Source organism: Alishewanella sp. SMS8 (assembly GCF_030737935.1).
Classification (GTDB): Bacteria; Pseudomonadota; Gammaproteobacteria; order Enterobacterales; family Alteromonadaceae; genus Alishewanella; species Alishewanella maricola.
Window position 1 is genome coordinate 31,343 of the sequence record NZ_JAPJEA010000008.1, and the last position, 14,249, is coordinate 45,591.

The window sequence follows — 14,249 nt, forward strand, 5'->3', positions numbered from 1 at the left end:
TCTACGCCACCGCTTGCAACGGCAACATTTGCTGATGCAAACTTGCTAACAAGGTTTCGGTTGTCGCCCAATCAATACAGGCATCGGTGACTGACACACCGTAATGCTCAGCTTTACCGGCGATCAGATCTTGCCGCCCTGCTGATAAATGACTTTCTAGCATTAAACCAATAATGGCATCATTGCCGGCTAAACGCTGCGCCACGACATCAGCGGCCACGAGCGGTTGTCGATTATGGTCTTTGTGCGAATTGCCATGACTGCAGTCGACCACAATACCGCGTGGTAATTTTAATTTATCAATTTTTTGTAAGACATCTTGAATGCTGGCTGCATCGTAATTTGGCGCGCTGCCACCACGTAAAATGATATGCCCATCCGGATTACCGGCGGTTTGCACCAAGCTCACTTCACCTTTTTGGTTAATACCAAAGAATGTGTGGCCGCTAGCGGCAGATTGCAGCGCATTGAGCGCTACATTTAAACTGCCATCGGTACCATTTTTAAAACCCACAGGCATCGACAAGCCACTGGCCATTTCACGGTGCGTTTGCGATTCCACGGTGCGGGCCCCAATCGCCGCCCAGCTAATTAAATCAGACATATATTGTGGGCTGATCGGATCGAGCGCTTCGGTTGCAACCGGCAATTCTAAATCGGCCATTTTCAGTAGCAATTCACGGCCCCAAGTTAATCCGGTTTCTAAATCAAAGGAGTCATCAAGATGCGGATCGTTAATAAAGCCTTTCCAGCCCACTGTGGTACGTGGTTTTTCAAAGTACACGCGCATCACAATATATAAACTATCTTGGTAAGCTAGCTGCAGTGCTTTAAGTTTATGTGCATATTCCATCGCGGCAACGGGATCATGGATAGAACATGGCCCGGTCACCACCAGTAAACGTTTATCATGGCCATGAATAATGTTAGCAATATCAGTGCGTGCTTTCGCAATAAAATCTAAACCTTGAGCTGATAATGGCAACACTTTCTTTAACACAGCAGGTGAGATCAGGGGTTTCTGGGCGACGATACGCAAATCATCAACAATCATACTCATTTAACGGTGCTCCTGTAGCGGTATGAGTCACGGGCAGTAAATTAGCATAGATAATAATATCGTTGCCCGCTGACCTAAAATTAAGTGTAAATATTAATTTACACATCGTATTTTTTAAATTACATATTTCGCAGTTTACGGATAGACGGCTACAGCGTCAAGCTTGCAAACCAATAAAATTGCCACTTAGACTGAAATGCAACATAAAAACACACTGTAAACTTTTAAATACACAGCAATAGATCGCAGCATAAAATCAGGCTTTAGCATAGCAACACTGCAGCAAACCAACACTTGCCGCGGTGTTGCAACCTCTTTTAAAAGAGCAATTTAGCGTTAGAAGCGGGTCAACAGCTTTTTATAAGCAAGCGTAATGCGGACGAAGGCTTGTTGATCACCTCCGCGATCGGGATGATGTTTTAAGGATTGTTTGCGAAAGGCTTTTTTTAATTCTACTTGAGAGCAAGGCCATTGTAGGGCTAATAAACGCAAGGCTTCATCATCGGACAGTTTTACGTCTGGTGGGCTAAGATAACGCTGTTGATAAAACTGCCAAAACTGATTTAGGCGCTCCGTCAGCCCCATTGGTGTCATCCGCCAATAATTTTGCCACTCGGCATAATAGGCCGCTTTCGTGTCAGGCGTTGCCGGTAAGGCGTCTTGCCATGGCAAAATTTTAATCCGCGCTAAACCAATTTCAATATGTGCTGTTTCATTGGCAGCCCAACGCGCAGCGATACGATAAAGTAAATGGTATAACACAAAATGCACTTGAAATAACGCAAGTTGGCTATCGGCAACTTGGCTAAAAGATTTAAGCTTGAGCAGACTTAAGAGTTGTTGCTCGGTAATGTCACCATAACGACGAGACAACAGGGTTTCCAGTTCTTGTTCTAACTGTTGTAAGGCTTGCTGACTAATCGGCGGTTGCGCGGTGTGGGTAATAGACATAAAAAAAGCCGGCATAATGCCGGCCTCAAATTGCTTAGTTAAGCTTTTCGCGGATACGCGCTGATTTACCTGAACGATCGCGTAAGTAGTAAAGCTTAGCACGGCGAACTGCACCACGACGTTTCACGGTGATGCTATCGATCATTGGGCTGTGCGTTTGGAATACACGCTCAACACCTTCGCCGTTAGAAATTTTACGGACGGTGAAGGCTGAATGCAGACCACGGTTACGCTTGGCGATAACTACGCCTTCGTAAGCCTGCAGACGGCTTTTGTCGCCTTCTTTAACTTTAACTTGAACCACTACAGTGTCACCTGGAGCGAATGCTGGAACGTCTTGTTTCAACTGTTCCTGTTCAAGTTGTTTGATGATGTTTTGGCTAATTTTGCTCATAACAATCTCACTTTACCTGGAATTAACTATCTTGTAGCTGCAACGCCTGGTGTTCCTGTTGGAATTCAGCCAGTAACTTGCGTTGCTCCTTAGTCAGAGCCAGGGAATTTAACATATCCGGCCGTCTTAACCAGGTTCTACCAAGAGCCTGCTTTAGACGCCAGCGTCTAATTTCATTGTGGTGTCCGCTCAGTAAAACTGCCGGCACCTGTTTGTCTGCTAACACCTCAGGGCGCGTATAATGAGGACAATCTAACAGACCAGTTGCAAACGAATCCTGCTCTGCCGATAAATCATGCCCTAGTACACCAGGTACTAAACGCGATACGGCGTCAATTAACACCATCGCAGGCAACTCGCCCCCACTTAATACGTAATCTCCAATCGACCATTCAGCATCAATTTCGGTTTCTATTACGCGCTCGTCAATTCCTTCGTAGCGGCCAGCTACTAATAGTAACTTCGAGTGTTTTGCTAATTCAGCCACACCTTGTTGGTCTAACTTGCGACCTTGCGGTGACAAATAAACCGTGTGCACCTCACCACCAGCAGCCAGTTTAGCGGCGCGAATAGCTTCGGTTAAAGGCTGAACCATCATTAGCATACCTGGACCACCGCCATAAGGCCGGTCATCCACTGTTCGATGCTTGTCCGTAGTAAAATCCCGCGGATTCCAGCAATCTAAAGTGATTAACCCTTGCTTTACCGCACGGCCGGTTACCCCATATTGCGTAATTGCCTGAAACATTTCTGGAAAAAGTGAGACAACGCCCACCCACCTTTGTTGTTCCTGCATTAAAACGCGGGGTCCCAGTCTACTAACATTTGCTTTGCAGTTAAGTCTACCTGTTTTACAACAGTATCGTTAAGATAAGGAATTAACCGTTCACTCTTGCCAAATGCATCGGTCCGATTGGCTTTCACCACTAACACATCGTTAGATCCGGTTTCCATTAAGTCAGTCACTTCGCCCAAGTTATAGCCTTGCACATTCATTACGGTCAGCCCCATTAGGTCTTTCCAGTAATAATCGCCGTCTGCCAGTGCCGGTAAGGCATTAACAGGAACCGCGATATCGGCATTAACGTATAACTGCGCTTGATCTCGATCATTAACATCAGTCAGTTTGGTAATTAAACCGTTACTGTGCCGTTTCCAGCTACTGATCTGCACAGGCTGCCAGCTACCCTGAAATTTAACTTGCCAGGGTGTGTAATCAAAAATCCCTTCCGGGATATCCGTGTAAGAGTTAATTTTCAGCCAGCCATTGATACCGTAAACGGCGCCAAATTTGCCAAGCACAACAAAATCTTTTTCACTCAACAGTGACAACTCCACACGCTTTGCTAATTAAGCTACTGCTTTCTTAGCTGTTTTTACCAGATTGGTTACGCGATCACTTAATGAAGCACCTTGTGCTACCCAGTGGTCAACGCGATCCAGGTCCAGACGCAGTTTCTCTTCAGTACCGCTTGCGATTGGGTTAAAGAAACCCACGCGCTCAATAAAGCGGCCGTCACGAGCAAAACGGCTGTCCGCTACCACAACTTGGTAAAATGGACGCTTTTTCGCGCCACCACGTTGTAAACGAATAGTTACCATACCGTCCTCTAATTTTAATCGTTCAGGTTTTAAAAAATAACAAAACCCCCAGACAGGCTGGAGGGCTGCTGCATTGTACGGATTTCTGGCTTGAATGCAAGGCATTTCATGGCCAAGCGCTCCGTAACGCCAGAGTTAGCGTGGCGGTAACATACCCGGAGGTAATTTGCCCCCCATACCACGCATCATCTTCATTAAACCGCCTTTACCCGACATTTGCTTCATCATCTTCTGCATTTGGGTAAATTGTTTCAGTAGCTTATTAATGTCCTGTACTTCAGTGCCCGAGCCGGCGGCAATGCGCTTTTTACGCGAGCCTTTTAATAAATCCGGAAACTCGCGCTCTTTTGGCGTCATGGAATTAATAATGGCTTCCATCCGCACAAATTGTTTTTCATCTAGCTGCCCTGCGGCACCCGCTGGTAAGTTTTTCATACCTGGGAGTTTATCCATTAACGACATCATGCCACCCATGCTGCGCATTTGGACTAACTGTTCACGGAAATCTTCTAATGAAAAGCCTTTGCCTTTCATCATTTTTTGCGCCATTTTTGCCGATTTTTCTTTATCGACTTTTTGCTCTAGCTCTTCAATGAGGCCGAGCATATCGCCCATACCCAAAATGCGCGAGGCGATACGATCAGGATGAAAGGGCTCTAAGGCATCGGTTTTTTCACCCATACCGATAAACTTAATGGGCTTACCGGTAATATGACGGATCGATAAAGCCGCACCACCGCGCGCATCACCATCCGCTTTGGTTAGGATCACACCAGTGAGTGGCAAGGCTTCATTAAAGGCTTTTGCAGTGTTTGCGGCATCTTGGCCGGTCATCGCATCTACTACAAACAAGGTTTCGATCGGTTTGACCGCAGCGTGTAACGCTTTGATCTCGTCCATCATCTCACTATCAACGTGCAAACGACCGGCGGTATCCACTAACAACACATCGAACATGCGCGTTTTTGCGTGAGTGATGGCCGCATTAACAATGCTGACCGGCGCTTGTGAAATGTCACTGGGGAAAAACTCAACGTTAATCTCTTTTGCCAGTGTTTCTAACTGTTTGATTGCCGCAGGACGATACACGTCAGCCGACACCACCAGAACTTTTTTCTTTTTACGCTCGGTTAAAAACTTGGCTAATTTGGCGACGGAAGTGGTTTTACCGGCACCTTGTAAGCCCGCCATTAAAATCACCGCTGGCGGTTGGGTATTTAAGGCTAATTCTTGATTCGCCTCACCCATCGCTTCTTCAAGCGCCTTGCGCACAATCTTCAGGAACTCTTGACCCGGTGTCAGGCTTTTGCTGACTTCTAAACCAACCGAACGCTCTTTAATTTGATTAATAAAATCGCGTACTACGGGCAAAGCCACATCGGCCTCTAACAGTGCCATCCGCACTTCGCGCAAGGTTTCTTTAATATTGTCTTCAGTAAGACGGCCGCGGCCACTGATATTTTTAAGTGTGCGACTTAAACGATCTGACAGGTTTTCGAACATAACAGTTACCCGTATTCATGAATTGGGCCGATTATAGCGCACAGCAACCGCTACGTCAGCATTGAGATCTTTTGTTCGCATAGCAAAGGGAGATGCTGGGCATTCGCAAAAACTTCCCATACAATAGCCCATATAATGCTTTAAAGGAGTTAATTGAATGGCCATGATGTTATCTGGACTGGCGCTGCTGGCATATCTGATTGCTACCGTTGCAATACTGGCGCGTTTGTTCCACCCAACAGGCCCGAACTTTAAGCTCGTGTTTAGCACTGCAACACTGGCCATCGTGTTGCATATGCTCACTCTAGCCGGTGCCATTTTTACTGGCGCGGGGCAAAACTTCAGTTTGCAAAACGTGAGCTCGTTAATGTGCTGGTTGATATCGCTGTCCGTTACGCTAACCTCACTTCGCACACCCGCCATTTTATTGCTGCCGTTAGTTTATGGCTTAACGGCCGTTACGTTGCTAGTCACCATGCTGTTACCAGCCAGCGTGCAGTTGCAGCATTATGAGTTAAATCCAGGTTTAATTACTCATATCGCATTGGCGTTTATCGCCTATGTTACTTTATTGATGGCTTCGTTATATTCTATTCAGGTGTCTTATATTAGCCATAAGTTAAAACACAAAGATTTTTCCGGTGTAACGCGCTACCTTCCACCTCTAATGCAAGCAGAAAAATTACAATTTCGACTGCTTGCAGCCGGCACATTATTATTGGCTGCTGCATTATTCAGCGGAATTCCATTTACAACACATTGGCTTGAACACAAAACTCTGTTAAGTTCGCTAGCCTTGTGCGTTTTTGTGGTATTGTGCTGGGGCCATGCACGCTTAGGCTGGCGCGGCAAAACAGCAATATCTCTGACACTAACGGGCATTTTTTTACTGACGCTGGCCTATTTTGGCAGCCGATTCGTAAAAGAGGTTTTGTTAGGTTAACGGTTAAACCCTGATTATGTTTGGTAACAAAGGTAACTGATTCTTGGACGCTATCTCGACTAGTACACTCTTTATTGTTTTGGGTGTATTGCTTGTTCTCTCTGCTTTCTTTTCTGGTTCTGAAACCGGAATGATGTCAGTAAACCCCTATCGCCTTAAACACCTCGAAAATGAAAATAACAGTGGTGCGAAACGCGTCAGCAAACTGCTGAAACGTCCAGATCGTTTGATCGGCTTGATCCTGATTGGCAACAATCTTGTCAATATAGCTGCAGCTACCGTAACCGCATTAATAGGGCAACGGTTATATGGGGATCTTGGTTTAGCCATTGCCCCTGTCGCGTTAACCCTAGTGGTGTTGATTTTTGCTGAAGTCACACCGAAAACGCTGGCGGCCTTATATCCTGAGCGAGTAGCTTTTCCTGCCTCGATTATTTTAAACGTACTGTTGAAGATTTTTTATCCGTTTGTTTTCTTGCTGAATAAAGTCACCAACGGTTTATTGAGCTTAATGGGCGTTAGCCCAGAAAAACATCGTGGTAATAGCTTAAGCGCAGAAGAGTTACGAACTGTAGTGCATGAAGCGGGGGCGTTAATTCCTGAGCAGCACCAAAGTATGTTAGTGGGTGTGTTAGATCTAGAAAATGTCACGGTTGAAGACATTATGGTGCCGCGTAATGAGATCCTGGGTATCGACTTTAATGACGACTGGAAAGACATCATGCGTCAGCTCGGAAATGCGCAACACAGTCGCCTTCTGCTGTACCGTGATAGCATTGATGATGCGCTAGGTTTTATTCACCCACGCGATTTGGTGCGCTTACTACTCAAAGAACAATTAAACAAAGCGTCCTTACTTCGCTCCGTACATGAAATTTACTATATACCGGAAGGTACAGCACTGAATACTCAGCTACTAAAATTTCAAAGTACCAAAGAGCGTATCGGATTAGTGGTTGATGAATATGGCGACATCCAAGGATTAGTGACACTTGAAGATATATTGGAAGAAGTCGTTGGTGAATTTACTACCGATGTGGTTGAAGATAGCCACGAAGAAATAGTGAAACAACCTGACGGTTCTTATTTAATTGACGGCACTATAAACTTACGCGATCTGAACAGACAGATGCAGTTAGAATTCCCCACTGATGGCCCTAAAACCTTAAACGGCTTGTTATTAGAGTACCTTGAGGAAATTCCACAAGGCAGTTTAAGTGTTAAACTGGCAGGCTATCCGATAGAGATTATTGATGTGCATGACAATATGATTAAGACGGTCAGATTGTTGCTTCAGCGTTAAACCTAACTATTTTGCAATCATGGCTTAACCAAATAGCCAACGGCTAAGCCAGCCTCGCTTTAAATCCTTTTCACAGCCTTGAAGCTGCAAATGGTAGATATTAGCTCGCTGCTCGACTTGACGGGCTGTATTTTGCAACCAGGCTTTGCTGCGATAGGTACCGCGCCGATACCCACCCCAGCCTTCATGGTAATTCAAATACAAGGCATAGGCGTCATGCTTCGATACTTTGTTAACCCGATGCGTTTTATCAACATACCAACCAATAAAATCCACAGCGTCATCAAAATCACTACGACTGGCAAAATACCGGCCGGTGTCCTTTAAGTAGTCGTCCCAAGTATCGCTTTTGGCTTGTGAATAACCATAAGCTGAACTGCCTCGTCCATAAGGGATAAAGCCGAGGAAATAACGCATTGGCGGCTTGGCATTGTGTTTAAAGCGGCTTTCTTGATACATAAAACTGATGGGCACTGCGATAGGCATGCCCCACTTATCGCTGGCTTTGGCGGTTGACTGATACCAGTCACGGTGTTCGCCAAAAATTTCACAGATATTAGATTGATCGCGCGGTGGCGGCGTAGCGCACCCCGAAATGACCACTGCTAAACTGAGCAATATCAGCAACTTATTTTTTTTTGAATATATTTGAACTATCGGCATCGGTTTGATTCTAACAGTATGAATGGATTCAACCAAGTTTTGTTTTCCCTGGATTCTCCTTCACGGCTACTTTTGGTAGCCGTTTTTTTTGCCCTGCAATTAAACTCAGCGCGACAACGAAACTGTTAATGGTCTTGCTCACAAGCCGGTACTTCTGCAAAATATTGCTGAATATACTCAGCAAAACTGATGTCATCTGCGGCTTCAATATCAGCTTGTCGTTGCAATGAATCACTGCTGGCGGCGGTAAACTGCGCCTCACTGTATTGTTGATATGGCTCGCTGATGAGTTGCTGGCGATATTGCTCGGCTAATTCCAACATATAGCGGCCATTATCTTTGCGCTGACTAATTAAATGATTCAGCACTTTGCCAGAAAAGGTTTGTGCGGGATCCAATAACGACAGGTAGTAATGACGCAAAGCTCCTTGATAACGCTCGGTCTGATAGGCTTCATCTAACCAGGCGGCAATCGGCATCATATCTGCAAAAAGCTGCTCGGCCCAATCTTGCATTAAGCGAGGTTGACCCTCTTGTAATAATTCTAAGTTGATACGACGACCGTCCGTGACCACTTTTTTCAAGTTTTGCTCTGTAACCGTTTGCTCTGCTGCCGATAGCGCTGGGCTATCTTCTAACAAGCAATACACCAAGAACACATCGAGAAAATGCATTTGCTCAGCGGAAATACCTACCGCACTGAAGGGGTTAACATCTAACGCACGCACTTCAATATATTCAACACCGCGTTTAGCGAGTGCACAGGTAGGTCGCTCACCCGACTCCGTGGTTCGTTTTGGCCGGATTGTCGAGTAAAACTCGTTTTCGATTTGCAGCACATTGGCATTTAATTGCTGATATTCGCCCGCCACTTTCACGCCAATATTTTGATATTCCGTTGAAGGTTGGCTTACCGCGGCATGCAAACCGCTAATGTATTCAGGCAAATTGTTATAAGTAATATTTAAGCTCGATTGTGCACTATTGGTATACCCCAGATCACTCATGCGCAACGAAGTCGCATAAGGTAAGTACAAACTGCCTTTACCTAAAGGCTGAAACGCATAACGCGATTGCCGATCTTCTAAAAACGATTTGCACAGTGCCGGAGACGCGCCAAATAAATACACTATGAGCCAAGCATAACGCTTGTAGTTGCGTATTAACGCGAGATATTGTTCAGAGATAAAATCCTGACTAGGCGTGTTATCACCTTCTAAGGCTTGATACGCTTGCCAAAAGCTCTGTGGTAAAGAGAAGTTGAAATGCACACCGCTGATCGCTTGCATCATGCTGCCATAGCGATTTTTTAAACCTTGTCGATATAAGGTTTTCATACGACCGACATTAGATTCGCCATAATAGGCCAAAGGAATTTGATCTTGTTCAGCGATATAGCAAGGCATACTGGCTGGCCAAATCCGCTCGGAGCCTAATTGACGCATGGTAAAACGATGAATATCCGCTAATTGTTGCAAGGTAACATCGATATCGGCTTGTGCTGGGGTAATAAACTCTAGCAACGACTCAGAGAAGTCGGTAGTGATCCAAGGATGCGTTAAGGCTGAACCTAAGGCTGCAGGATGTGGGCTTTGTGATAGAGAGCCATCTTCATTAACACGTAAACACTCACGTTCAATACCACGCTTGATACCGACAATAGAGGCCAAATGGCCGTTTTCTTTAAGTGCGTTTAAGCGTTGTGTAATACTAGAAGCCAAAGTAAATCCTTAATAAACTAAATATCCCCCAGATTTTGGGGGATATGGATTAAAACTCAACCATGCCTTGCTAAATAAAGAACAACGAAACTCATCATTGCCCTAAAATGTCTCGACATACTTATTCTGGCTTTTTCTGCTCAGTGCTGGTTGGTTCGCTGTTGGTTTTTTGTTCATCTAAAAAGTCAGCGTCATCAGAGTCACCTACTACGTGCTCTAATTTTAATTTGCGCACACTTCTAAAGGTGGTTATAGGGCCTGAACAGGCATAGACCAAGAAAATCAAAAACAACATTTGTGCTGGTTTAGCCGCAATCACGACAAAGATGACAACCACTAACAATATGGTTAAAAACGAAACGCGATCACGCCAATTTAGGTTTTTAAAAGAATTAAAGCGGAAATTACTCACCATAAGAAAACCGCAAGCGATGGTAATGAGGCCGACAACATAGCCAAATTTATCACCATCAATTTCATAGGTTGCACCATTCCATACCATGCCGGCTACTAACGCAGCAGCAGCGGGGCTGGCTAAACCTTGGAAGAAACGACCATCGGTCACGCCTAAGTTGGCATTAAATCGCGCTAAACGTAATGCAGCACAAGCTACGTAAATAAAGGCCGCAAGCCAACCAAACTTACCTAAATCAGCTAACGCCCAGTTGTAGGCTACTAAAGCTGGAGCGACACCAAACGCCAGTAAATCAGACATACTATCGTACTGCGCACCGAACTCACTTTGAGTATTGGTTAGGCGTGCAACTCGTCCATCTAAGCCATCAAAAACCATAGCGATGAAAATAGCGACCGCTGCCGCTTCAAATCTGCCATTCATTGATGATACGATGGCAAAGAAACCAGAGAACAATCCTGCAGTTGTAAGCAGGTTAGGTAATAAATAGATCCCTTTGCGCGGGCCATGTTCATTGTTTTTTAGATCTGTCATAGGGCAACTTCTGAAAAAGAGAATATACTGATTATAAGGGACATAACATAACATGGATAGAACCATGGCAAAAGCGAGTCTTATTTTTATGTTTCTGGTCAGTTTGACTAGTAATACAGCAATGGCACAAACGGTTTATAGCTGGCAAGACGCTCGAGGTGTAACACATTTTGGTCAGCAACCACCACGTGAAGGCAATTACCAGTTGGTCACCGTTCGTACTAATGCCGCCTCACGATCGTCGGTGCGAGACTCACAGGGTAACCCAGTGAGTTCAGAACTTGATCCTATGCTTTGTCAAAAGGCACAAGAACAATTACTGTTATTGCGCAGTGGCCAAGAGTTGTTCACTCAGGATGCAAACAAAAACGAACTTCGTTTACTAACAGAAATGGAGCGCGAGCAACAAACAATGCTCGTCAATTTTGAAATAAAAAGGCGTTGTGCCCCAACGCCTTAATCATATTAACCCTTGTTCGATATGATACAGGGGTTATGATGCATTCTAGCGATGGCTATGCATGGTAAAAGTTTCCCCGTTATGGTCAATAACCACGGTGCAACCCGGTAAAAAATCACCTTGCAGTAACGCTTGAGCTAGACGATTCTCCAAATGTTGCTGAATAGCACGTTTCAATGGCCGTGCACCAAACAGAGGATCAAAACCCACTTCAGCCAATTTTTGTAACGCAGCTTCGCTAACCTCTAGCAGATAGTCGCGTTGCTGCAAACGTTCAGCCAAACGATCCAACTGAATTTTAGCAATTTGTTGAATTTGTTTATTATCTAGAGGGTGAAACACCACAGCTTCATCCAGTCGATTTAAAAACTCTGGCCGAAATTGTTTTGCCAACACGCCCATCAACATTTCTTTCATCTGTTCATAACTGTATTCTTTATGGTGTTCTTGAATAAGATCAGAACCCAAGTTTGAAGTCATGATAATGACCGTATTTTTAAAGTCGACAGTGCGGCCCTGCCCATCGGTTAAACGGCCGTCATCTAACACCTGCAATAGAATATTAAACACATCGGGATGGGCTTTCTCAACTTCATCAAGCAAAATAACCGAATAGGGTTTACGCCTTACCGCCTCGGTTAAATAGCCGCCCTCTTCATAACCGACATACCCTGGCGGTGCACCCACTAAACGTGATACCGCATGTTTTTCCATAAATTCAGACATGTCGATACGTACCATCGCATCGGGACTGTCGAATAAAAAACGTGCAAGAGATTTTGTTAATTCCGTTTTACCGACCCCTGTCGGGCCTAAGAATAAGAAAGAGCCAATCGGTTTATTCGGATCCGACAAACCGGCTCGTGAACGGCGAATAGCATTGGCGACAGCCGCTATCGCTTCATGCTGCCCCACAACACTTTGATGTAAGGCGCTTTCCATTTGCAGCAGTTTGTCGCGCTCGCCTTCCAGCATTTTACTTACCGGGATCCCCGTTGCTTTTGATAATACATCGGCAATTTCATGCTCGGTTACCCGATTTCGCAACAAGGTCATTTCTTGCATTTCGGCTTGCGATGCGAGATCCAGTTTTTTCTCAAGCTCAGGGATGCGACCATATTGCAGCTCTGACATCCGCTGCAAATCACTGGCACGACGAGCAACTTCTAGGTCTAAGCGCGCCTGCTCCAACTCTGATTTGATATGCTGTGTACCTTGCAATGCGGCTTTTTCAGACACCCAGATCTCATCTAACTCCTTGTAGCTGATGTCTAATTCTCGAATTTGCTCTTGAATAGATTCCCGACGTTTTTTACTGGCCTCATCGGTTTCTTTGGCTAAAGCATTATCTTCGAGTTTTAATTGAATAATACGCCGCTCTAACCGATCTAACTCTTCTGGCTTTGAGTCCATCTGCATACGGATGCTTGATGCGGCTTCATCGATCAAGTCGATAGCTTTATCGGGAAGTTGCCGATCACTCACATAACGATGTGATAAGGTCGCCGCGGCGACAATCGCTGGATCGGTAATCTCTACCGCATGGTGCAATTCATAACGCTCTTTTAAACCACGTAAGATAGCGATGGTATCTTCCACTGACGGCTCATCCACCAGAACCTTTTGGAAACGACGCTCTAAAGCGGCATCTTTCTCAATATATTTACGGTATTCATCTAAGGTGGTTGCGCCAAGACAATGTAATTCACCACGCGCTAACGCAGGCTTTAACATATTACCCGCATCCATTGCACCATCGGCTTTACCGGCGCCAACCATGGTATGAATTTCATCAATAAATAATATGATCTGGCCTTCTTCTTTCGACACATCAGCCAATACGGCTTTTAAACGCTCTTCAAATTCGCCACGGTATTTCGCACCCGCTAATAAAGAGCCCATATCCAAAGACAATACGCGCTTATCTTTAAGCCCTTCCGGTACTTCTTTATTGATAATACGCTGCGCCAGCCCTTCAACAATGGCGGTTTTACCCACGCCCGGCTCACCAATTAACACAGGGTTATTCTTGGTGCGACGCTGTAATACTTGAATACACCGACGGATTTCTTCATCACGGCCAATTACCGGATCTAATTTGCCGGCTTCGGCTCGCGCTGTTAAATCTACCGTATATTTAGTTAACGCTTGACGAGTATCTTCAGCGTTAGCATCTTCAACTTTTTGGCCACCGCGGATTTGTTCAATAGCCGATACCACGTTGTCTTTGGTGACACCGAGTAATTTTAAAATACGCCCCAACTCAGACTTATCTTCGGTGGCGGCTAACACAAATAACTCACTGGAAATAAACTGATCTTTGCGTTGCTGCGCCAATTTATCGCATTGTTGTAATAACTGCGCGGTGGTACTGGCCAACTGCAAATTACTGGCATCACCTTCTACACGAGGTAATCGCTCAATACTTTGGCTTACTTTTGAGCGGAGTTCATTAAAGTTAATCGCCAGTTTATTCAACAACTCTCGCACCGTGCCGCCTTCTTGGTTGAGAAGAGCAAACATAATGTGCACGGGTTCAATAAATTGTTGATCGCGCCCTACCGCTAACGATTGGGCATCAGCGATAGCTTCTTGGAATTTACTGGTAAATTTATCTAAGCGCATGGTCTAGCTCCTGCAGGCATAAGTATGGGTTGCTGCATATTAAGATTGGGCTAGATTGTGGAATTTTCAAGCAAT

The 14,249-nt window shown here is 45.1% G+C and carries 14 protein-coding genes; 3 read left to right on the forward strand and 11 right to left on the reverse strand.

What is annotated here, in order from left to right:
• Position 1: 1 nt before the first annotated feature.
• From ORJ01_RS15615 to ffh, 7 genes are all read right to left on the reverse strand, one after another.
• Entirely contained in the window at positions 2 to 1,054 is a 1,053-nt protein-coding gene (locus tag ORJ01_RS15615) for a 3-deoxy-7-phosphoheptulonate synthase (RefSeq protein ID WP_306178869.1), read from the reverse strand.
• Positions 1,055 to 1,396: 342 nt separating this feature from the next.
• The gene (locus ORJ01_RS15620; protein WP_306178838.1) at positions 1,397 to 2,011 is read right to left on the reverse strand and encodes a DNA-J related domain-containing protein; all 615 of its coding nucleotides are present in this window, start codon (positions 2,009 to 2,011) and stop codon (positions 1,397 to 1,399) included.
• 34 nt (positions 2,012 to 2,045) lie between these two features.
• Positions 2,046 to 2,405 (reverse strand): 50S ribosomal protein L19, encoded by a 360-nt coding sequence (gene rplS, locus ORJ01_RS15625; RefSeq protein ID WP_226752018.1) that lies wholly within the window; start codon positions 2,403 to 2,405, stop codon positions 2,046 to 2,048.
• 22 nt (positions 2,406 to 2,427) lie between these two features.
• Positions 2,428 to 3,201 (reverse strand): tRNA (guanosine(37)-N1)-methyltransferase TrmD, encoded by a 774-nt coding sequence (gene trmD / locus ORJ01_RS15630; RefSeq protein WP_226752017.1) that lies wholly within the window; start codon positions 3,199 to 3,201, stop codon positions 2,428 to 2,430.
• On the reverse strand, positions 3,201 to 3,737 hold the full coding sequence (gene rimM, locus ORJ01_RS15635; protein WP_226752075.1) for a ribosome maturation factor RimM: 537 nt from the start codon (positions 3,735 to 3,737) through the stop codon (positions 3,201 to 3,203). Before rimM ends, trmD begins: the two co-directional genes overlap by 1 nt.
• A gap of 18 nt (positions 3,738 to 3,755) precedes the next feature.
• Positions 3,756 to 4,007 carry a 30S ribosomal protein S16 gene (gene rpsP / locus ORJ01_RS15640; RefSeq protein ID WP_226752016.1) on the reverse strand — a complete coding sequence of 84 codons (252 nt, stop codon included), beginning with the start codon at positions 4,005 to 4,007 and terminating at the stop codon, positions 3,756 to 3,758.
• 135 nt (positions 4,008 to 4,142) lie between these two features.
• Positions 4,143 to 5,510: a signal recognition particle protein gene (gene ffh, locus ORJ01_RS15645; protein ID WP_229587918.1), complete on the reverse strand. Its 1,368-nt coding sequence runs from the start codon at positions 5,508 to 5,510 to the stop codon at positions 4,143 to 4,145.
• A 163-nt stretch (positions 5,511 to 5,673) separates the two neighbouring features.
• Between ffh and ORJ01_RS15650 the strand changes: the two genes are divergently transcribed.
• Together ORJ01_RS15650 and ORJ01_RS15655 are read left to right on the forward strand one after the other, a co-directional pair.
• The gene (locus ORJ01_RS15650) at positions 5,674 to 6,453 is read left to right on the forward strand and encodes an inner membrane protein YpjD (protein ID WP_306178840.1); all 780 of its coding nucleotides are present in this window, start codon (positions 5,674 to 5,676) and stop codon (positions 6,451 to 6,453) included.
• 43 nt (positions 6,454 to 6,496) lie between these two features.
• Positions 6,497 to 7,756, forward strand: coding sequence for an HlyC/CorC family transporter (locus ORJ01_RS15655; protein WP_306178841.1), 1,260 nt, complete (start codon positions 6,497 to 6,499; stop codon positions 7,754 to 7,756).
• 24 nt (positions 7,757 to 7,780) lie between these two features.
• Here the strand turns inward: ORJ01_RS15655 and ORJ01_RS15660 are convergent, their stop codons facing one another.
• The 3 genes from ORJ01_RS15660 to pssA form a co-directional block, all read right to left on the reverse strand.
• Positions 7,781 to 8,419: a hypothetical protein gene (locus ORJ01_RS15660; RefSeq protein WP_306178842.1), complete on the reverse strand. Its 639-nt coding sequence runs from the start codon at positions 8,417 to 8,419 to the stop codon at positions 7,781 to 7,783.
• A gap of 125 nt (positions 8,420 to 8,544) precedes the next feature.
• Positions 8,545 to 10,140, reverse strand: coding sequence for a glutamate--cysteine ligase (gene gshA / locus ORJ01_RS15665; RefSeq protein ID WP_306178843.1), 1,596 nt, complete (start codon positions 10,138 to 10,140; stop codon positions 8,545 to 8,547).
• Between the two features lie 121 nt (positions 10,141 to 10,261).
• Complete coding sequence (gene pssA, locus ORJ01_RS15670; RefSeq protein ID WP_229587928.1) at positions 10,262 to 11,089, reverse strand: CDP-diacylglycerol--serine O-phosphatidyltransferase; 828 nt, start codon at positions 11,087 to 11,089, stop codon at positions 10,262 to 10,264.
• A 64-nt stretch (positions 11,090 to 11,153) separates the two neighbouring features.
• Here pssA and ORJ01_RS15675 point away from each other — a divergent pair, with 64 nt between their 5' ends.
• Positions 11,154 to 11,549: a DUF4124 domain-containing protein gene (locus ORJ01_RS15675; RefSeq protein ID WP_226752009.1), complete on the forward strand. Its 396-nt coding sequence runs from the start codon at positions 11,154 to 11,156 to the stop codon at positions 11,547 to 11,549.
• A gap of 45 nt (positions 11,550 to 11,594) precedes the next feature.
• Here ORJ01_RS15675 and clpB read toward each other — a convergent pair whose 3' ends face one another.
• The gene (clpB, locus tag ORJ01_RS15680; RefSeq protein WP_306178844.1) at positions 11,595 to 14,174 is read right to left on the reverse strand and encodes an ATP-dependent chaperone ClpB; all 2,580 of its coding nucleotides are present in this window, start codon (positions 14,172 to 14,174) and stop codon (positions 11,595 to 11,597) included.
• Positions 14,175 to 14,249 lie beyond the last annotated feature (75 nt).